Here is a 20,184-nt window from a genome sequence, read left to right on the forward strand (position 1 = left end):
AGCGGGAGGACGTCCCGGGCTCCGTCGGCAGGACGCCACCCTACCGGCCCGTGGATCTCCGTCGGCAGCGGCCGAACGGCCGAGCCGACATCGGAGTTTGACGCAGCCCCGCGACTGACCTACTCTCTGCCACGACCCGGGCACGCTGAGTAGAGAACGTCTCGTGGCGCGGGGCATGGGACGGCGCCAAAGGCGGCCCGGGTCACCCTCTGCCCGGCGCCGGATCGGGATCCCCAGGTTTGCAGAGCTGTGACAACCGGGAGATACCGTCGTATGGTGCGCCGCCTCGTGATCGGGTCCTTACTGGCCGTCCTCGCCGGAGCAGCCGCCACCGGCTGCTCCTCCCACTCGGACGCGGCCGGCGCGCCCGCCCCGAGCGCGAGCCCGACCTACCTGCAGGCCCCGCGCACGGCGCGGCCGTTCGAGACCCCGCTGGCGACCGCGACCGCGACCGGCCCGCAGGTGACGGTCAGCGTCGTCGGACTGCGGACGCACCTGCTCTCGATCATCGGCACGCACGCCGAATGGCTGCCCAAGGGCGAGTACGAGCGGGTCCGGATCGCCCTGGACAACGGCATGTCGACGTTCCGGAGCTTCTCGACCGACCGGCTGCTGCTGGTCGACGCCACCGGCAAGACGTACAAGCCGGACTACGACGCGATGAACATCGCCCGGCAGCCGAAGGTCGCCGTCGTCCCGGCCGAGGGGCGGCTGGAGATGGATCTCTGGTTCGACCTGCCGGTGAAGTCGATCGTCCGCGCGCTGCGGGTGCAGGACCTCGGCAAGGACGTGGCGCTGCCGGGGACCTAGCGCCCCCGGCAGCACCCCGATGGATCAGTGCGCGGCCGCGCCGCCGAGGTAGGCCTCGCGGACCGACGGGTCGTCCAGCAGTTCCGACGCCGGCGCCGACTTGACCACCGACCCGGTCTCCAGCACGTACGCGCGGTGCGAGAGCTGCAGGGCCTGGGTCGCGTTCTGCTCGACCAGCAGGATCGTGGTGCCCTGCTCGTTGATCTCCTTCAGGATCTCGAAGATCTGCTGCACGATCAGCGGCGCCAGGCCCATCGACGGCTCGTCCAGCAGCAGCAACCGCGGCCGGGCCATCATCGCCCGTCCGATGGCCAGCATCTGCTGCTCACCGCCGGACAGGGTGCCGCCGGCCTGCTTGCGCCGCTCCCCCAGCCGGGGGAACAACGTGAGCACCCGGTCGAGGTCGGCGGCGTAGTCCGGGGACTTCCGCGCGTACGTCCCCATGTCCAGGTTCTCCAGCACCGTCATGCCGGGAAAGATCCCGCGGCCCTCGGGCGCCTGGCAGATCCCGGTGAGCACCCGCTTGTGCCCCGGCATGTTCGTGATGTCGTCCCCGGCGAACCGGATCCGGCCCGAGGTGACCCGGCGCAACCCGGACAGCGTCTTCAGCGTGGTCGTCTTGCCGGCGCCGTTGGCCCCGATGAGGGTGACGATCTCGCCCTCGTCGACCTCGACGGAGATCCCGCGGATCGCCTCGATCTTGCCGTAGTGGACCCGCAGATCCTCGACTTCAAGAAGCATCGGCGGGCGCTCCCAGGTAGGCGGCGATGACCTTGGGGTCGTTCTGGACCTCGGCCGGGACGCCCTCGGAGATCTTCTGCCCGAAGTCCAGCACCGCGACCCGGTCGCTGATCTGCATGACCATGCCCATGTCGTGCTCGATGAGGAAGACGGTCCGGCCGCTGTCGCGGATGCTCCGGATCAGGTCGGACAGCGCCAGCTTCTCCGAGGCGTTCAACCCGGCCGCCGGTTCGTCCAGCAGCAGGAGCTTCGGCTCGGTGGCCAGCGCCCGGGCGATCTCCAGCCGGCGCTGGTCGCCGTAGGAGAGGTTCTTCGCGGTCTCCTGCGCGACCCCGGCCACGCCCACGAACTCCAGCAGCTCCAGGCCGCGGGCCTTGCCCTGCTTCTCCTCCCGGCGGTGCCGGGGCAACCCGAGGGCCGCGCCGCCGACGCTGGTCTTGTGCCGGGCGTCGGCACCGACCATGACGTTCTCCAGCGCCGACATGTTGTCGAAGAGCCGGATGTTCTGGAACGTCCGGGCGACCCCGGAGGCGGTCACCAGGTGCGGCCGGCGACCGGAGATCCGCTCGCCGTTGAACCGCACCTCCCCCTCGGTCGGCGTGTAGACGCCGGTGATGAGGTTGAAGATCGTCGTCTTGCCGGCCCCGTTCGGGCCGATCAACGCGAAGATCGCCCCCTCCGGTACGGACAGGTCGACGCTGGAGAGCGCGACCACGCCGCCGAAGCGCTGGGTCACGCCGGCCAGCTCGAGCAGCGCGGTCACGCCCCGGCCTCCCGGTCGTCGGAGCCGGCCAGCACGCCGGCCCGGCCGTTGACAGACCCGTCCAGCTCGACGTTCTGGGCGCTGACCGCGCCCACCTCGCCGCCCAGCGAGCCCATCCCGCCGGTGCCCTCGGCCAGCTCGGCCCGCCGCTGGCGGGACGGGAGCAGGCCCTCGGGCCGGATGATCATCATGATGACGAGCGCCGCGCCGAAGGTGAGCACCCGGTACTCCTCGAACCCGCGGAACCGCTCCGGCAGCCAGGCCACCACGAACGCGCCCAGGACGACGCCGAGCAGGTTGCCGGAGCCGCCGAGCACGACCGCGCAGAGGATCAGCGCGGACAGGATGAACGGGAAGTTCACCGGGGTGATCGAGGTCGTCTGGGCGGCGAACAGCACGCCGGCCGACCCGCCGATCGCGGCGCCGATGACGAACGCGACGATCTTGAACTTGAGCGTCGGCACGCCCATCAGCTCGGCCGCGTCCTCGTCCTCCCGGATCGCGGCCCAGGACCGGCCGACCCGGCTGTGCTCCAGCCGCTTCACCACGATGATCACCACGATGATGACCACCAGGAGGAGGTAGTAGTACGGCCGGGCGTCGATGACGCCGTAGCGCAGGATCTTGACGTCGCCGATGTGCGCGTCCGGCACCGACGGCGGGTGCGGGATCGGCGAGATGCCGCGCGGGCCACCGGTGAAGTCCAGGTTGTTGGCAGTGATCCGGATGATCTCACCGAACCCGAGCGTGACGATGGCCAGATAGTCGCCCCGCAGGCGCAGCGTCGGCGTGCCCAGGATCGCCCCGGCCGCGGCGGCGATGATGATGCCGACCGGCAGGCTCTCCCAGAAGTTCCAGCCGTGGTTCGTCGCGAAGATCGCCAGCGCGTACGACCCGATGGCGAAGAAGGCGACGTAACCCAGGTCGAGCAGGCCGGCCTGGCCGACCACGACGTTCAGCCCGATGGCGAGCAGCACGTACACGCCGATCGGGTAGAACAGCACGCTCGGCCAGTCCGACTCCGGGGTCATGAACGACCCGATCGAGCCGGACGGCAGCAGGAACGCGCCGATGATCAGCACCACATAGATGAGGTAGCGGCCGTACTGAGGGACGCGGTCCCACCAGGCGCCCATGGCGCCCAGCACGTCCGGCATCCGGCGCTTCATGCCGGCGAACGACCCGCTCATACGCGTGCCCGCTGCAGGTTCTCGCCGAGGATCCCCGTCGGCCGGAACATCAGCACGAGCACCAGGACCGAGAAGGCCACCACGTCCAGCCACTCGGTGCCGAAGAAGCTCGCCCCGTAGTTCTCGATGAGTCCGAGCACCAGGCCTCCGATCAGGGCTCCCCGGATGTTGCCGATGCCGCCGAGGACGGCGGCGGTGAACGCCTTGATGCCCAGCAGGAACCCGACGTTGTACTGGGTCAGCTCGAAGAACACCCCGTACAGCGCGGCGGCCGCCCCCGCCAGCATGCCACCGAGCAGGAAGGTCACCATCACCACGCGGTCGATGTTCACGCCCATCAGGACGGCCGTGTCCGGGTCCTGGGCGGTGGCCCGGATGCCCCGGCCGAGCCGGCTGGTGTTCACGAACCGCTCGAGAATGATCATCATGACGATCGCCGCGACGAAGACCAGGACCTTGTCGTTGCGGACCTGACCCGAGCCGATGTTGAACCAGGTCTCCTTGTTCATCACCCGCGGGAGACGCACCTGGTCGCGGCCCTGCCAGATCGCGAACAGCTCCTGCAGGAAGAACGAGGCGCCGATGGCCGAGATCAACGCGGCCAGCCGGGACGCGCCGCGTTTGCGCAGCGGCCGGTAGGCGATCCGTTCCAGCAGCACCGCGGTCCCGCCCGAGACCGCCATTCCCACCGCCAGCATCATCAGCAGCACGCCGGCGAGCGCGAGCCCGCTCTGCGGGCTGTCGATGTGGAACAGGTTCAGCGCGCCGAGCGCCCCGAACGTACCGACCATGAAGATCTCGGAGTGCGCGAAGTTGATCAGTCGCAGTACGCCGTAGACGAGCGTGTAGCCGAGCGCGATCAGCGCGTAGATCGAACCATTCGTCAGGCCGTCCACGGTGGACGACCAGAACTGCGTGACGAAGTCATGCACCATGTGGGACCGCTCCGCGGGTGGTGTGGGAACGCACCGGGGCGGGAGCCGGGATCAGAATCCCGGCTCCCGCCCGCGGTGGCGTTGGAACGGTCAGGCGGTGGGCTTGGCCGTAGCGGTGTCGCCCAGGAACGAGAGCTTCCCGTCCTTGACCTCGGTGATGAAGAGCAGGTTGCCCGACAGCTCACCGGAGTCGGTGAACTTGATCTGCTTGGACACACCCTTGAAGTCGATCTTCGTCACGAAGTCGTTGATGTCGCTCGTGCTGGTCTTGCCGGCGTCGATCGCCTGCAGGAAGGCGTTCGTCGCGTCGAAGCCCTCGGCCGAGTAGGTCGCCGGGTCGACGTTGTACTTGGCCTTGTAGTCGGTCGCGAACTTCTGCACCGCCGGGTCGGTGGAGCCGACCGCGGAGGAGCAGGTGCAGCTGAGCAGCACGCCGTCGGCGGCGGTGCCGCCGGCCGCGCTGATCACCTGGGCGTCCAGGCTGCCGTCACCCGACATGAACGAGCCCTGCACACCGCCGTCGCGCAGCTGCTTGATCAGCTTGCCGGCGGCCGAGTAGTAGCCGCCGAAGAAGATCGCGTCGACGTTGGCCGGCTTGACCTTGTTGACGGTCGAGGAGTAGCTCGACGCGTTCGGGTCGATCGAGTCGTTCACGGCGACCTTGACGCTGTCCGTCGCGAGCTGCTTGCGCACCGCGTCGGCCAGGCCCTTGCCGTACTCGCTCTGGTCGTCGATGACCGCGACGTTCTTGGCGCCCAGCGTCTTCGCCATGAAGTCGGCGTCGCCGGGGCCCTGCACGTCGTCGTTCGCCAGCACGCGGTGCCAGGTCTTCCAGCCGCTCGCGGCCAGCGAGACCGCGGTGGCCGACGGCGAGACGTTCGGGATGCCGGCCTCGTCGAGGATCGGCACCGCCGTCTTCGACTCACCGGAGAACGCCGGGCCGACGACGCCGACGACCTTGTCGGTGATCGCCTTCTTGGCCTGGTTGGTGGCCTGCGTGGGGTCGCCCTGGGTGTCGTACTTGATCAGCTTGACCTGGGTGACACCGGACTTGGCGTTGTGCTGCGCGAGCGCGAGCTCGACACCGTTGGAGATGTTGATGCCCAGCTGCGCGTTCGGGCCGGTCTGCGCGCCCATGAAACCGAGGGTGACAGAACCGCCGCCGCCGCCGCTGGAGCCGCTGTCGCTGCTGGAGCTGTCGTCACCGCCACAGGCGGAAAGGAACAGGGCCGAGGCAGCCGCAGCGGCCATCAGACCCCGGGAGTACGCACGCCGCACGAGTTACCTCCGTGAGAACCGGGTATGACACGCCAACAGCCGGTCCGCGAGGGCCGGGTGACGATGCGCGCCAACCTAGCGCACGCTTCCGGTCGCCCGGCCGCAAGGCACGAAGTCGTAACTGAACCGCGACGCGCCGAATGTTTCAGACACGCCGATTCGATACCAGGAGGCTCAGCGGCCGGAGTCGGCGGTGAGGTCGAACCCGGCCGCGAGCACGGCCTCCGCGACCGCGCGCATCGTCGTACGCCGGTCCATCGCGGTGCGCTGTATCCAGCGGAACGCCTCGGGCTCGGTCATCCCATGCTCGGTCATCAGCACGCCCTTGGCCCGCTCGACCGTCTTGCGCGCCTCCAGCCGCTCCTGCAGGCCGCCGACCTCCTGCTCGAGCGCGACGATCTCGGCGAACCGGGACGTCGCCATCTCGATGGTCGGCACCAGGTCCTTCTTCTGGAACGGCTTCACCAGGTATGCCATCGCGCCGGCCTCGCGGGCCCGCTCGACCAGATCGCGCTGCCCGAACGCGGTGAGGATCACCACCGGAGCCACCCGCTCCCCCGCGATCCGCTCCGCCGCCGCGATCCCGTCCAGCTTGGGCATCTTCACGTCCAGGATGACCAGGTCCGGACGCAGCGAGTCCGCCATCGTGATGGCCTCCTCACCGTCGCCGGCCTCGCCGACCACCGCGTAGCCCTCCTCCTCGAGCATCTCCTTGAGATCGAGGCGGATCAGCGCTTCGTCCTCGGCGATGAGAACTCGGCGGGGCGGGGCGTCGGACACGGGCACTCCAAGGCGTGGGGCGGACACGCGACGTCGCGGGCCGGAGACCGCAGCGTACCTGTCTAGACTTCTGGGGCGCGCCGAGCCGGGATGGTGGAATCGGCATACACGGGTGCCTCAAAAGCATCTGCCCGAAAGGGCTTGCGGGTTCGAGTCCCGCTCCCGGCACGCGCGGCGTGCCGGGAGCGTTTCGCTGCTCCCTGGCCGGTCAGTGGGCCGGTCGCCATGCTTTCCGGGGGGCCGAGCCCCCCGCCCCCGCGTTCCGGAACGTCACCTTTCCGCGGCGCCAGTCGCCATGCTTCCGGGCGCCGGGCCCCCGCGCCGCGCGTTGCGGGACGTCACCTCTCCGCGTGGCCGGTCGCCATGCTTTCCGGGCCGAGCCCCGCGCGCCCCCGCGTGGCGCGACGTCATCTTTCCCGCGTTCCGGGACGTCGCCTTCTCCGGGTGGCGGGGACGTCGCCGGAGCGGGCGCGGGCACGGTCGGTGCGGGCGGCGGGGTCGTAGCCGACCGAGGCGCCTCGCCGCCGTCCGGTAGGACGGTCCCGCGAAACGTCCAGCTGGGCATGGGGCCAACCTGCCATGGGCGCGGGAACCGTATTTTGGGGCCGTGCACATGACTCCCGAACAATTCCGGCGGTACGGGCGCGAGGTCGTCGACTGGGTCGCCGACTACTGGGAGCGGGCCGAGTCGCTGCCGGTGGGGGCGCGGGTGAAGCCGGGCGAGATCGCCGCGTCGATGCCGCCGGCCCCGCCGGAGGCCGGGGAGCCGTTCTCGGCGTTCCTCGGTGACCTCGACCGGGTCGTGCTGCCCGGGATCACGCACTGGCAGCACCCCTCGTTCTTCGCCTACTTCCCGGCGAACGCGTCCGGGCCGGCCGTGCTGGCAGACCTGGTGTCCTCGGGGCTCGGCGTGCAGGGCATGTTGTGGGCCACCTCGCCCGCGGCGACCGAGGTCGAGACCGTCGTCATGGACTGGCTCGCGCAGGCGCTGGGCCTGCCCGAGCGCTTCCGCGGAAACGGCGTCATCCAGGACACCGCGTCCAGCTCCGTGCTGTGCGCGGTGATCGCGGCGCTGCACCGGGCCTCGGGCGGATCGGTGCGCACCGACGGCGTCCGCGACCGGTACGCGGTGTACCTCTCCCCCGAGACGCACTCCGCCGGCGAGAAGGCGGTCCGGATCGCCGGGCTCGGCGACGCCGCGATCCGGGTGCTCGACGTCGACCCGGACTCGCTGTCGATCACCGCGGACTCGCTGCGGGAAGCGACCGCCGCGGACCGCGCCGCCGGGGTCACGCCGCTGCTGATGCTCGCCACCGTCGGCACCACCTCGACCACCGCGATCGACCCGGTGCGGGCCCTCGGCCAGGTCTGCCGGGCCGAGGACGTCTGGCTGCACGTCGACGCCGCGTACGCCGGGGTCGCCGCGGTCTGCCCCGAGTTCCGCTGGCTCGGCGACGGCCTCGAGCTCGCCGACTCCTACGCGACGAACCCGCACAAGTGGCTGCTCACCAACTTCGACTGCGACGCGTTCTGGGTCGCCGACCCGGACACGCTGGTCGGCGCGCTGTCGGTGCTGCCGGAGTTCCTCCGCAACGCGCAGACCGAGTCCGGCGCGGTGATCGACTACCGGGACTGGCAGGTGCCGCTGGGCCGCCGGTTCCGCGCGCTCAAGCTCTGGGCCGTCCTGCGCTGGTACGGCCTGGAGGGGCTGCGCGAGCACATCCGGACCGGCGTCGGGCTGGCCCAGGAGCTCGCGGCCTGGGCCCGCGCGGACAGCCGGTTCGAGGTCGTCGCGCCGCACCCGCTGAGCCTGGTCTGCCTGCGCCTGGTGGCCGGCGACGAGGCGACCGAGGCGCTGCTGCGGGCCGTCAACGAGTCCGGGCAGGCGTACCTGTCGCACACCAAGGTGCACGGCCGGTACGTGCTGCGGGTGGCGATCGGCGCCACCCGCACCGAACGCCGCCACGTCGAAGCCCTGTGGGCCCTCCTCCAACGCCTGGCCGGCTAGTCACCAGGGCGGGCGCAGGCCGCGCCAGGGGCCGGGCTCGGGGCCGGCGGCGGCGAGCCCGGCCTTCAGCTGGGCCAGCCGGTCCGCGCCGAGCCGGTCGGTCAGCCGGGCGTCGATCGCGGCCAAGGCCGCCCCGGCGGCCCGCACGCAGGCCCAGCCCCGGTCGGTGAGCACGAGCAGCTTCCCGCGCCGGTCGGTCGGGTGCGGCTCGCGCCGGACGTACCCGGCCCGTTCCAGCTCGTCGACCAGCTGGCCGGCGGACTGCTTGGTGATGCCGAGGTGCTCGGCGACCTGCACCGAGGTGGCGCCGCCGAACGACAGCCGGGACAGCGCGTACCCGTGCGCGGGGCGCAGCCCGCCGAACCCGGCCGCGTCCAGGTCCGCGCCGAGCTCGTCCTGGAGCTGCCGCAGCGCCAGGCTCAGCAGCACCACGAGATCGGGAGTTGACGCGGTCACGATAGTCAGCCTAACTTACCTTCTAGTCAGTCAGCCTTACTACTGGGGAGAGTCCATGCTCGTCGTACGACACGGCTCCGCGGACACCGTCGAACTGCACGGCGCCCGCTTCACCTCCTGCAGCGCACCCAGCAAGGGTGGCACCGAGCTCGCGATGTGGACCGTCGACGTGCCGGCGGGCGCGCCGGCCGCGCCACACCGGCTGGACCGCGAGGAGGTCCTGCACGTGCTGGCCGGGCGGCTCACGGTCGCCGTCGACGGCGAGCCGGCCGAGCTGGCGGCCGGCGACACGCTCGCGGCCCCGGCCGGGTCGCTGCTCTCGGTCGGCGCCGTCGACGCCCCGGCCCGCCTCCTCGCCTGCACCCGCGCCGGCCTCACCGCCACCATGGCCGACGGCACCGTCGTCAACCCGCCCTGGGCGCAGTAGGGATCAGTCCGTCGCGGGGTCGCCGAGGCGGTGCACGCGCAGCATGTTCGTGCTGCCCGGCGTGGAGGGCGGGCTCCCGGCCACGACGACGACCAGGTCGCCGACCCGCCCGCGCCCGGTCGCCAGCATCGAGTCCTGCACCGCCGCGACCATCTCGTCGGTGTGCCGGACGGTCGGGGTGATGAAGGTCTCGACGCCCCAGGACAGCGTCAGCCGGCTCCGGACGGCCGGGTCGGGCGTGAAGGCCAGCAGCGGGATCCGGCAGTGGTGCCGGGCCAGCCGCCGGACCGTGTCGCCGGTCTGCGTGAACGAGACGAGCGTGGACGCGCCGAGCCGGAGGCCGACCTCGATCGCGGCCTGGGCGATCGCGCCGCCCCGGGTCCGCGGCGCGTACTGCAGCGGCGGAGCCGAGATGGACGCGTCGCTCTCGACCGCGTTGATGATCCGGGCCATCGTCGCGACCGTCTGCACCGGGTAGCGCCCGACGCTGGTCTCGCCCGAGAGCATCACCGCGTCGGCCCCGTCCAGCACCGCGTTGGCCACGTCCGAGGCCTCGGCCCGGGTCGGCCGGGAGTGCTCGATCATCGACTCCAGCATCTGGGTCGCGACGATGACCGGCTTGGCCCGCTCCCGGCAGCGCTGCACGGCCCGCTTCTGCACCAGCGGCACCTGCTCCAGCGGCATCTCCACGCCGAGGTCGCCGCGGGCGACCATCACCCCGTCGAACGCGTCCACCACCGCGTCGAGGTCGGCGACCGCCTCCGGCTTCTCCAGCTTGGCCAGCACCGGCAGCCGCTGACCGGCCTCGGTCAGCACGGCCTGCACCAGCGCGGCGTCGGCCGGGGACCGGACGAACGAGAGCGCGACCAGGTCGACCTGCAGGCCCAGGGCGAACCGGAGGTCCGCGGCGTCCTTGTCCGACAGCGCCGGCACGCTGACCGCGATCCCGGGCAGCGACAGGCCCTTGTGGTCGGAGACCGGGCCGCCCTCGGTGACGTCGCAGAGCACGTCCCGGTCGTGCACGGAGACCACGACCAGCCCGACGTTGCCGTCGTCGACGAGCAGCCGGTCCCCCGGCCGGACGTCCTCGGCCAGCTGCCGGTACGTCGTGGACACCCGGTCCGCGGTCCCGGTCACGTCCTCGGTGGTGATCGTGACCCGGTCGCCGGTCCGCCAGACGACCGGCCCGCCACCGAACGTACCGAGCCGGATCTTCGGCCCCTGCAGGTCGGCCAGCACGCCGACCGCACGCCCGACCCGGTCCGACGCCTGCCGGACCAGGTCGTACATGCGGGCGTGGTCGTCCCGGGAGCCGTGGCTGAAGTTGAGCCGGGCGACGTCCATGCCCGCCTCGACCAGCGCGGTCAGCCGGTCCACGGTCGCCGTCGCCGGCCCGACCGTGCAGACGATCTTCGCCCGGCGCGTCACCCGCGCGACCCTACCCGCGGGCGGCCTCCATGATCGCCTCGTCGACCGGCCGGCCGTCCTGCTCGGCCCGCCGGGTCGCTTCCATGACCCGCTTGAAGTCGCGCGGCACCACCACGGTGAACCGGGCCACCGCCGCGGGCCAGTCCGCCAGCAGCGCCGCCGCCACCGGCGACCCCGTCAGCGACCCGTGCGCGGCGACGATCCCGCAGAGGTCGTCGGCGTCCTCGGCCGAGACCGGCTCCAGGTCGACCATCGCCGGGTTGACCCGCCCCGGGTCGATGTCCAGCACGTACGCCAGCCCGCCGGACATGCCCGCGGCCAGGTTCCGCCCGTGCCCGCCCAGGACGACCACCCGGCCCCCGGTCATGTACTCGCAGGCGTGGTCGCCGACGCCCTCGACCACCGCGGTCGCGCCGGAGTTGCGGACGCAGAACCGTTCCCCCACGGTGCCGCGGACGTAGAGCTCGCCCGAGGTCGCCCCGTACGCCAGCACGTTGCCGGCCACGACGTTCTCCTCGGCCGCGAACGGCGCCGCCGGGTCGGGCCGGACCACGATCCGGCCGCCGGACAGGCCCTTGCCGACGTGGTCGTTGGCGTCGCCGAGCAGCCGCAGCGTGACCCCCGGCGGCAGGAACGCGCCGAAGGACTGACCGGCCGAACCGGTGAACGTGAGGTCGATCGTGTCGTCCGGCAGCCCGGCCGCGCCGTACCGGCGGGTGACCAGGGAGCCGAGCATCGCACCGACGGTCCGGTTCACGTTGCGGACCGGCAGCTCCAGCGTGACCGGCGAGGCGTCCATGAGCGCGCCCTCGCAGAGCTGGATCAGCGTGTTGTCCAGGGCCTGGTCCAGCCCGTGGTCCTGGCCGCGGGTCCGGCGCCGGGCCGCGCCCGCGGGCAGCTGCGGCACCTCCAGCAACGGGGCCAGGTTCAGCCCGGCCGCCTTCCAGTGGTCGACGGCCTTGCGGGTGTCCAGCAGCTCGGCGTGCCCGATCGCCTCGTCCAGGGTCCGGAAGCCGAGCTGCGCCAGCAGCGCGCGGACCTCCGCCGCGACGTACTCGAAGAAGGTGATCACGAACTCGGGCTTGCCGGTGAAGCGCTGGCGCAGCTCCGGGTTCTGGGTGGCCACGCCGACCGGGCAGGTGTCGAGGTGGCAGACCCGCATCATCACGCAGCCGGAGACGACCAGCGGTGCGGTGGCGAAGCCGTACTCCTCGGCGCCGAGCAGGGCCGCGACGACGACGTCCCGGCCGGTCTTCATCTGCCCGTCGACCTGCACGGTGATCCGGTCCCGCAGGCCGTTGAGCAGCAGCGTCTGCTGGGTCTCGGCCAGCCCCAGCTCCCAGGGCATGCCCGCGTGCTTGAGCGAGGTGAGCGGCGCGGCGCCGGTGCCGCCGTCGTGGCCGGAGATCAGCACCACGTCCGCGTGCGCCTTCGACACGCCGGCCGCGACCGTGCCCACCCCGACCTCGGCCACCAGCTTGACGTGCACCCGGGCGTCGGAGTTGGCGTTCTTCAGGTCGTGGATCAGCTGGGCCAGGTCCTCGATCGAGTAGATGTCGTGGTGCGGCGGCGGGCTGATCAGGCCGACGCCCGGCGTCGAGTGCCGGGTCTTGGCGATCCAGGGGTAGACCTTCGAGGCCGGCAGCTGGCCGCCCTCGCCCGGCTTGGCCCCCTGCGCCATCTTGATCTGGATGTCGTCGGCCGAGACCAGGTATTCGCTGGTCACGCCGAACCGCCCGCTCGCGACCTGCTTGACCGCGCTGCGCCGCAGCGGGTCCCGCAGCCGGTCGGAGTCCTCGCCGCCCTCGCCGGAGTTGGACCGGCCGCCGAGGGTGTTCATCGCGATCGCGAGCGTCTCGTGGGCCTCGATCGAGATCGACCCGTACGACATGGCGCCGGTGGAGAACCGCCGCACGATCGCCGAGACCGGCTCGACCTCGTCGACCGGGATCGCCGGGCGGGCCCCCGTACGCAGGTCGAACAGCCCGCGCAGGGTCGCCGCCTCCCGGGACAGCTCGTCGACCTGCTCGGTGTAGCGCTGGAAGACGTCGTAGCGGCGGGAGCGGGTGGCGTGCTGGAGCAGGAACACCGTCTCCGGGTTGAACAGGTGCACCTCGCCCTCACGCCGCCACTGGTACTCGCCGCCGATCTCCAGGCCGCGGTGCGCCCGCTCGGTGGCGTTGCTCGGGTAGGCCAGCCGGTGCCGGGCGGCGACCTCGTCGGCCAGCACGTCCAGCCCGACCCCGCCGAGCCGGGACGAGGTGCCGGTGAAGTAGTCGTCGACGACCGCCTGGGACAGGCCCAGCGCCTCGAAGACCTGCGCCCCGGTGTACGAGGCGACGGTGGAGATGCCCATCTTCGACATCACCTTGAGCACGCCCTTGCCCAGCGCCGTGACCAGGTTGCGGGCGGCCTGGTCCGGGTCGGAGACCCGGGGCAGCAGCCGGCCGAGCCGGGCCAGCTCCTCCACCGACTCCATCCCCAGGTACGGGTTGATCGCGCCGGCGCCGTACCCGATCAGCAGCGCGGCGTGGTGCACCTCGCGGCAGTCCCCGGTCTCCACGACCAGGCCGACCTTGGTCCGCAGCCGCTTCCGGACCAGGTGGTGGTGCACGGCCGAGGTCAGCAGCAGGGACGGGATCGGGGCCCGGGTGGCGTCGCTGCCGCGGTCGGAGATGATCACGATCCGGGTGCCGCCCTCGATGGCGGCCACCACCTCGTCGCGGACCCGGGTGATCGCCGCCTCCAGCGCCGCGCCGCCGCCGTCCACGTCGTAGAGGCCGCTGACCTTGATGGCGGGCAGCCGATCGGTACCGGCGGCGAGCCGGGCGACCTCGTCGTTGTCCAGCACCGGGAACGGCAGCGTGATCTTGTTCGCCGCCTCCGGCACCGCGGCCAGCAGGTTGGCGTCCGGGCCGACCGTGGAGGCCAGCGAGGTCACCAGCTCCTCCCGGATCGCGTCCAGCGGCGGGTTCGTGACCTGCGCGAACAGCTGGCTGAAGTAGTCGAAGAGCAGCCGCGGCCGCTGCGAGAGCACCGCGACCGGGGTGTCCGTCCCCATCGAGCCGGTCGGCTCGGCCCCGGTCGCCGCCATCGGCTCCAGCAGGATCCGCAGCTCCTCCTCGGTGTAGCCGAAGATCTGCTGGCGGCGCAGGGTGTCCTCGTGCTCGGGGTGCGGGCGCTCCTGCTCGGGCAGGTCGGACAGCGCGACCATGCCGTCGGAGAGCCACTGCGCGTACGGCGCGGCGGCGGCCAGCTCGTCCTTGATCTCGTCGTCCTGCACGATCCGGCCGGCCTCGGTGTCGACCAGGAACATCCGGCCGGGCTTCAGCCGGCCCTTCTCCACCACCCGGGCCGGGTCGATCTCCAGCACGCCGGCCTCGCTGGCCAGCACGACCAGGTCGTCGGCGGTCTGCCACCAGCGCGCCGGGCGCAGGCCGTTGCGGTCCAGGACCGCGCCGATCAGGGTGCCGTCGGTGAAGGCGACGCCGGCCGGTCCGTCCCAGGGCTCCATCAGGCTGGCGTGGAACTCGTAGAAGGCGCGCCGGGCCGGGTTCATCTCGGTGTTGTTCTCCCAGGCCTCCGGGATCATCATCAGCACCGCGTGCGGCAGGGTCCGCCCGGCCAGGTGCAGCAGCTCCAGCACCTCGTCGAAGGACGCGGAGTCCGAGGCGCCCTCGGTGATGATGGGCAGCAGCCGGCTCACGTCGCCGCGACCGGGCTGCCCGTCGGCCCCGCGGGCGGCACCGAAGACCTCGGTCTCCAGCAGCGCCTCGCGGGCCCGCATCCAGTTGCGGTTGCCCTTGATCGTGTTGATCTCGCCGTTGTGCGCGATGTAGCGGAACGGGTGCGCCAGCGGCCAGGACGGGAACGTGTTGGTCGAGAACCGGCTGTGCACCAGCGCCATCGCGGTGACCAGCCGCTCGTCGTGCAGGTCCGGGAAGAACGTGGCCAGCTGCTCGGTGGTGAGCATGCCCTTGTAGACCAGCGTCCGGGCCGACAGCGACGGCAGGTAGAGCGCGCAGTCCTCGTCCCGGGTCCGCCGCTCCAGCCGCTTGCGCAGGCAGAACGCCCGCCGCTCCAGGTCCAGCACGCCCTCCGACGGGCCGTCGGCGGCCAGGAAGACCTGCCGGAAGCGCGGCATCACCGACAGCGCGGTCGGGCCGAGGTCACCCGGCTCGGTCGGCACGTCCCGCCAGCCCAGCAGCGTGAGCCGCTCCTGTGCGGCCAGCTCCGCGGTGATCTCCTCGGCCCGGGCGGCCGGCTCGTCCGCGGCCGGCAGGAACGCGATGCCGGTGACGTACTCCCCCGCCGGCGGCAGCTCGACGCCGGCGACGGCGCGCAGGAACGCGTCCGGGACCTGGATGAGCAGACCGGACCCGTCGCCGGAGCTCGGCTCGGCGCCGGCCGCGCCGCGGTGCCGCAGGTTGTGCAGCGCGGTCAGCGCGTGGGTGAGGATCGTGTGCGACCGCCGGCCCTTGAGGTCGGCCACCATCGCCAGGCCACAGGCGTCCCGCTCCGACTCCGGGTCGTAGAGGCCCTGCGACGGCGGGTACGCGGAGAAGGGCAACACGGGCTGCTCCCGTCATCTGCAACACAAGCTCGGCAGGGACGGCGTCGGCCCACGTTCGATCAATTCTACCCGGGATGGTGCGGCGGGGACCCCGGGGATGACAACGGCGTTACGTGTGTGACGAGGGCCTCACCCGCGGCGCCGGCGGAGCACCACGAACAGCAGCACCAGCACGGCGGCCGCGGCGGCGGCCGGGATGGCGCGCTTGGCCACGGCGCCGCCGGCCGCCTCGAACAGGTCGATCGGCTCGGCCTCGGCCCGCGGGGCCGGGCGCGGCGCGCTGGTCACGGCCGGGGTGGGGGCGGCGGCCGGGGTGGGGGCGGCGGCCGGGGCGGCGAGGGGCTCGGCGGCCGGGGCGGCGCTGCCGGCGGCCGCGGTCGTCGCGGCGGCCTCGGCGGCGACCTCGGCGCCGGCCGGGCCGCTGCCGTTCTGGCTCTCGGCCGACACGCCCGACTCGGCCGAGGCCGGCTCGGCGCCCGCGGGGGCCGCGGCCGGGGTGGCCAGCGCCTGGCTGTTGCCGAGCTCGCCGGCCAGGCAGTCGGCGAACCGGCCGAGCAGCTTGTTGCCCACGTCGTTCATCACGCCGCGGCCGAACTGGGCCGGCTTGCCGGTGATCGACAGGTCGGTGGTCACCGCGACCCGGGAGGTCGCACCCTCGTCGAAGAGCTGGGCGGTCACCCGCGCGGTCGCCGTGCCGCTGCCGCGGGTCTCCTTGCCGCGGGCCTCGAGCACCGCGATCCGCTGCGTCTCGTCCTTCTCCACGAAGCTCGCGGTCCCGCCGTAGGTGACCGTGATGGGGCCGACCTTGACCTTGACCGTGCCCTCGAAGTCGTCCCCGTCGACCTTGGTGATCGTGGCGCCGGGCATGCACGGCGCGATCCGGTCGATGTCCAGCAGGACGGGCCAGGCCTGGGCGGCCGGCACCGGCACCGAGAACTCGTGGTCGAGCCGCATCGCTCACTCCTCCCCCGCCGCCAGCGCGGCGAGATCATCCGGGACATCCACATCATGCGGGTCGCCGGTCCCGTCACACGGAACCAGCCGTACCCGGTCGAGGTTCGCCGCCAACCACGGTCCGGCGCCCCGGTCGCCGGTCGCCGCGGCCGCGACCTCACCCAGAACCGTACGACCGAGCAGCACCGGGTGTCCGCGCCGCCCCCCGTACGTGGCCTGGGCGGCAGCGCCGCCGGCCGCGATCAGCCGCCGGACGGACTCCGGCCCCAGCCCGGGCGTGTCGACCAGCGTGACCACGACCGCCTCGGCCCCGGCCGGCAGCGCGGCCAGCCCGGCCCGCAGCGACGAGCCCATCCCCGTCCGCCAGTCCGGGTTGACCACCACCGCGGGCAGCGACACCGCCGCGCGGACCTCGTCGGCGGCCGCGCCGAGCACCACGGTCACCGGGTCGCAGCCGCCGGCGGCCAGCAGCTCGACCGCGCGCTCGACCAGCAGCCGGCCGTGCAGCCGGACCAGCGCCTTGGGCGAGCCGTAGCGGCTGCCGCCCCCGGCCGCGAGCACCAGCCCCGCGATCACGCCGACCGCACCACCGAGCGGTGGATGGCGCCCTCGGTCTCGCCCAGCGGCACCCCGGACCCGCCCCAGCGGCCGGCCACGATCTCGGCTGCGACCGCGACCGCGGTCTCCTCCGGGGTACGGGCGCCGAGGTCCAGCCCGATCGGCGAGCGCAGCCGGGCCAGCTCGCCCTCGGTCAGCCCGACCTCGCGCAGCCGCTCGATCCGGTCCTCGTGGGTGCGCCGGGAGCCCATCGCCCCGACGTACCAGGCCGGGGTGCGCAGTGCGACCTCCAGCAGCGGTACGTCGAACTTCGGGTCGTGGGTCAGCACGCAGATCACCGTGCGCTCGTCGACGTGCTGCCGGGCCAGGTAGCGGTGCGGCCACTCGACGACGACCTCGTCGGCGTCCGGGAACCGGCGCGCGGTCGCGAACACCGCGCGGGCGTCGCAGACGGTCACCCGGTAGCCGAGGAACGAGCCGATCCGGGCGACCGCGGCGGCGAAGTCGATCGCGCCGAAGACCAGCATCCGCGGCGGCGGCGCGTACGCCTCGACGAACACCGTCACGTCGTCCATCCGGCGCTCGCCGTCGGACCCGTAGTGCCGCTGCCCGGTCGCGCCCTGGGCCAGCATCCCGCGGGCGTCGTCGGTCACGGCCGCGTCCAGGCCCTCGACGCCGAGGGTGCCGCTGACCCGGTCCGGCCACACCGCCATCCGGGCGCCGACCTCACCGAGCCCGGAGATGACCGTCGCCAGCGCGACCGGCTGGTCGGACTCGATCGAGGTGAGCACCTCGCCGACCTGCGGGTTGTCCGTGGCCGAGACCGCCTGTACGAACACCGACACCGACCCGCCGCAGGTCAGCCCGACCGCGAACGCGTCCGAGTCGGAGTAGCCGTACTGCTGCAGGACCGGCGGCTCGCCGCCGAGGACGTCCTGGGCCAGCTCGTACACGGCGCCCTCGACGCAGCCGCCGGAGACGCTGCCGGCGACCTCGCCGCCGGGCTCGACCGCCATCGCCGCGCCCGGCGCCCGGGGTGCGCTCTTCGAGGTGCCGACCACGGTCGCCAGCGCGAACGGCTGCCCGGAGTCGTACCAGGACCTCAACGAGCCGAGGACGTCACGCACCGCCGACCTTCTTTCCGGCCACGATCATGGCCAGCTGCTCCAACGCTTCCAGGCTGTGGCCGGCCACGAAGTCGTCCACGTGGGGCAGCGCGGCGGCGAGCCCGGCGGCCAGCGGGGCGAACCCCGGCCGGGCCTTGCGCGGGTTGCACCACACCACCCTCCGGGCCAACAACGACAGCCGCCGCATTTGTGCCCCGAGCAGCGCCGGGTCGTCCCGTTCCCAGCCGTCGGACAGGATCACCACGACCGCGCCGCGGGCCGCGCCGCGCTGGCCCCAGCGGTCCAGGAACTCCCGCAGCAGCACGCCGAGCCGGGTGCCGCCGGACCAGTCCGGGACCGCGGCCGCGACCGCCGCCATCGCCCGGTCCGGGTCCGGGGTCGCCATCTCCCGGGTCACCCGGGTCAGCCGGGTGCCGAGGGTGAAGACCTCGGTCCGGGCGCCGCGGCGGCGGGTGGCCGCGTGCGCGAACCGCAGCAGCACGTCGGCGTACCCGCTCATGGACCCGCTCACGTCGACCAGCAGCACCACCGGCCGGGGCCGCACCGAGCGGCGCCTCCAGCGCGGCCGGACCGGCTCGCCCCCGGACCGCAGCAACGCCCGGACCGTACGGCCGGGGTCGACCGCGCCCGGGTGCGGCGAGGGCCGGCGGCGCCGGGACGGGCGGGACTCCCCCGGCAGCGAGAGCGCCGCCAGCGCCCGGTCCAGCAGGGCCCGCTCGGCCGCCCCGAGCGTGGTGACGTCCTTGTGCCGCAGGGTCTCCACCCGGCTCGCGGCGGCCTGCAGGACGCTGTCCTCGGTCCCGTCCAGCTCGTCCTCGACCCCGTCCGGGTCCGGGACGGCCAGCGTGATCGGCACCGCCCGGACCAGGTGTTGGGTCCGCGGCTGCAGTCGCGGCAGGTCGCCGGTGACCAGCGCGTCGAAGATCGCGTCGTACTTGCGCAGGTCGCCGGGGTTGGCGCAGAAGGTGACCCGGCCGGCCCAGTAGAGGTCGGCGCGGCGGGTCGGGTCCAGCGCGACCGCGGCCCGGACCGCCTCGGCCACCCGGTCCGGCCCGGCCGGCACCCCGGCCGAGTCGAGCGCGCGTCCGAGCCCGACGAACACCCGCACCGGGTCGTCGAGCGCGGTCATACCCCGGACACCGCCCGGGCCACGAGCGCCCCGATGTCCAGCGAGCGGACCCGGTCCACGTCCTCGCGGTACTTCACGACCGCGCCGAGGGTGGCCGCGGCCAGTGCCGGGTCCAGCCCGTGCGCGCCGAGCGCGGCCAGCGCCTGGGCCCAGTCCACGGTCTCGGCGATGCCCGGCGGCTTGAGCAGGTCGGCGTTGCGCAGCGCGTGCGCACCCGCGGTGACCTCCTCGCAGAGCCGGAGGCTGGCCTCCGGCACCCGCAGCCGGACGATCGCGACCTCGCGGTCGAACTCGGGGTGCTCCAGCCAGTGGTAGTAGCAGCGGCGCTTCAGCGCGTCGTGCACGTCCCGGGTCCGGTTGGAGGTCAGCACGACCACCGGCGGGACCTCGGCCCGGATCGTGCCCAGCTCCGGCACGGTCACCGCGAAGTCCGAGAGCACCTCCAGCAGGAACGCCTCGAACTCGTCGTCGGCCCGGTCGACCTCGTCGATCAGCAGCACCGACGGCGTCGTCTCCAGCGCCGCCAGCAGCGGCCGGGAGATCAGGAACCGGCGCGAGTAGAGCTCGGCCTCCAGCGTCGCCGGGTCGGCCACCCCGGCCGCCTCGGCCGTCCGCAGGTGCAGCAGCTGGCGCGGGAAGTCCCAGTCGTAGAGGGCCTGCGACGCCTCGATGCCCTCGTAGCACTGCAGCCGGATCAGCGGCGCGTCCAGCACCGCGGCCAGCGCCTTGGCCAGCTCGGTCTTGCCGACGCCGGCCTCGCCCTCGCAGAACAGCGGCCGGTGCAGCCGCAGGCCCAGGTACGCGGCGGTGGCCAGACCCTCGTCGGCCAGGTAGCCGACCTCGGCCAGCCGGTCGACCAGCTCCGCCGGGGTGCTCACCCCGTCCGGCAGCAGACCCCGCGCGTCCAATCGCCCTCCCGTACCCCAGGTTTCCTGGTCGTCCCGCCGGTCAGCCGGCTCGTTGATCCCTGTCCATAGTGCGCCCGTGGCCGCCTCGGCATCGAGGCGGCCACGGGTGTGAGTCCGGG

The 20,184-nt window shown here is 73.0% G+C and carries 17 protein-coding genes and 1 tRNA gene; 4 read left to right on the top strand and 14 right to left on the bottom strand.

The features are described 5' to 3' along the window. The first annotated feature begins 288 nt into the window (after positions 1-288). The gene (locus tag VGP36_03475) at positions 289-810 is read left to right on the top strand and encodes a hypothetical protein (GenBank protein ID HEV7653784.1); all 522 of its coding nucleotides are present in this window, start codon (positions 289-291) and stop codon (positions 808-810) included. Positions 811-834: 24 nt separating this feature from the next. On the opposite strand, the gene VGP36_03480 is transcribed toward VGP36_03475, so the two are convergent. From VGP36_03480 to VGP36_03505, 6 genes are all read right to left on the bottom strand, one after another. Then, positions 835-1,551 (bottom strand): ABC transporter ATP-binding protein, encoded by a 717-nt coding sequence (locus tag VGP36_03480; GenBank protein ID HEV7653785.1) that lies wholly within the window; start codon positions 1,549-1,551, stop codon positions 835-837. Further along, entirely contained in the window at positions 1,541-2,314 is a 774-nt protein-coding gene (locus tag VGP36_03485) for an ABC transporter ATP-binding protein (protein ID HEV7653786.1), read from the bottom strand. Before VGP36_03485 ends, VGP36_03480 begins: the two co-directional genes overlap by 11 nt. Next, on the bottom strand, positions 2,311-3,504 hold the full coding sequence (locus tag VGP36_03490) for a branched-chain amino acid ABC transporter permease (GenBank protein ID HEV7653787.1): 1,194 nt from the start codon (positions 3,502-3,504) through the stop codon (positions 2,311-2,313). Before VGP36_03490 ends, VGP36_03485 begins: the two co-directional genes overlap by 4 nt. Beyond that, positions 3,501-4,439: a branched-chain amino acid ABC transporter permease gene (locus VGP36_03495; protein HEV7653788.1), complete on the bottom strand. Its 939-nt coding sequence runs from the start codon at positions 4,437-4,439 to the stop codon at positions 3,501-3,503. The genes VGP36_03490 and VGP36_03495 overlap by 4 nt, the downstream gene beginning before the upstream one ends. Before the next feature lie 90 nt (positions 4,440-4,529). After that, entirely contained in the window at positions 4,530-5,690 is a 1,161-nt protein-coding gene (locus VGP36_03500; protein HEV7653789.1) for a branched-chain amino acid ABC transporter substrate-binding protein, read from the bottom strand. A 201-nt stretch (positions 5,691-5,891) separates the two neighbouring features. Beyond that, positions 5,892-6,497 carry a response regulator gene (locus VGP36_03505; protein HEV7653790.1) on the bottom strand — a complete coding sequence of 202 codons (606 nt, stop codon included), beginning with the start codon at positions 6,495-6,497 and terminating at the stop codon, positions 5,892-5,894. 84 nt (positions 6,498-6,581) lie between these two features. On the opposite strand from VGP36_03505, the gene VGP36_03510 reads away from it, so the two are divergent. Both VGP36_03510 and VGP36_03515 read left to right on the top strand, forming a co-directional pair. Next, positions 6,582-6,665: transfer RNA gene (locus VGP36_03510), tRNA-Leu, on the top strand. A 445-nt stretch (positions 6,666-7,110) separates the two neighbouring features. Next, positions 7,111-8,505, top strand: coding sequence for a pyridoxal-dependent decarboxylase (locus tag VGP36_03515; protein ID HEV7653791.1), 1,395 nt, complete (start codon positions 7,111-7,113; stop codon positions 8,503-8,505). Here VGP36_03515 and VGP36_03520 read toward each other — a convergent pair whose 3' ends face one another. Next, positions 8,506-8,961: a MarR family transcriptional regulator gene (locus tag VGP36_03520; GenBank protein ID HEV7653792.1), complete on the bottom strand. Its 456-nt coding sequence runs from the start codon at positions 8,959-8,961 to the stop codon at positions 8,506-8,508. 55 nt (positions 8,962-9,016) lie between these two features. Here VGP36_03520 and VGP36_03525 point away from each other — a divergent pair, with 55 nt between their 5' ends. Further along, a complete protein-coding gene (locus tag VGP36_03525) occupies positions 9,017-9,388 on the top strand; it encodes a cupin domain-containing protein (GenBank protein ID HEV7653793.1) in 372 nt (123 codons plus the stop codon). 3 nt (positions 9,389-9,391) lie between these two features. Here VGP36_03525 and pyk read toward each other — a convergent pair whose 3' ends face one another. From pyk to VGP36_03560, 7 genes are all read right to left on the bottom strand, one after another. After that, the gene (gene pyk, locus VGP36_03530; GenBank protein HEV7653794.1) at positions 9,392-10,816 is read right to left on the bottom strand and encodes a pyruvate kinase; all 1,425 of its coding nucleotides are present in this window, start codon (positions 10,814-10,816) and stop codon (positions 9,392-9,394) included. A 10-nt stretch (positions 10,817-10,826) separates the two neighbouring features. Next, the gene (gene gltB / locus VGP36_03535; protein ID HEV7653795.1) at positions 10,827-15,386 is read right to left on the bottom strand and encodes a glutamate synthase large subunit; all 4,560 of its coding nucleotides are present in this window, start codon (positions 15,384-15,386) and stop codon (positions 10,827-10,829) included. Between the two features lie 132 nt (positions 15,387-15,518). Then, on the bottom strand, positions 15,519-16,343 hold the full coding sequence (locus VGP36_03540) for an SRPBCC family protein (GenBank protein ID HEV7653796.1): 825 nt from the start codon (positions 16,341-16,343) through the stop codon (positions 15,519-15,521). A gap of 3 nt (positions 16,344-16,346) precedes the next feature. Next, positions 16,347-16,919, bottom strand: a complete 573-nt coding sequence (locus VGP36_03545) for a nucleotidyltransferase family protein (GenBank protein ID HEV7653797.1) — start codon at positions 16,917-16,919, stop codon at positions 16,347-16,349. Beyond that, positions 16,916-18,028 (bottom strand): XdhC/CoxI family protein, encoded by a 1,113-nt coding sequence (locus tag VGP36_03550; protein ID HEV7653798.1) that lies wholly within the window; start codon positions 18,026-18,028, stop codon positions 16,916-16,918. The genes VGP36_03545 and VGP36_03550 overlap by 4 nt, the downstream gene beginning before the upstream one ends. Next, positions 18,021-19,157, bottom strand: coding sequence for a VWA domain-containing protein (locus tag VGP36_03555; protein ID HEV7653799.1), 1,137 nt, complete (start codon positions 19,155-19,157; stop codon positions 18,021-18,023). Before VGP36_03555 ends, VGP36_03550 begins: the two co-directional genes overlap by 8 nt. After that, a complete protein-coding gene (locus VGP36_03560) occupies positions 19,154-20,035 on the bottom strand; it encodes a MoxR family ATPase (GenBank protein ID HEV7653800.1) in 882 nt (293 codons plus the stop codon). The genes VGP36_03555 and VGP36_03560 overlap by 4 nt, the downstream gene beginning before the upstream one ends. Positions 20,036-20,184: the final 149 nt, after the last annotated feature.

Source organism: Mycobacteriales bacterium, assembly GCA_035995165.1.
Taxonomy (GTDB): Bacteria; Actinomycetota; Actinomycetes; order Mycobacteriales; family CADCTP01; genus CADCTP01.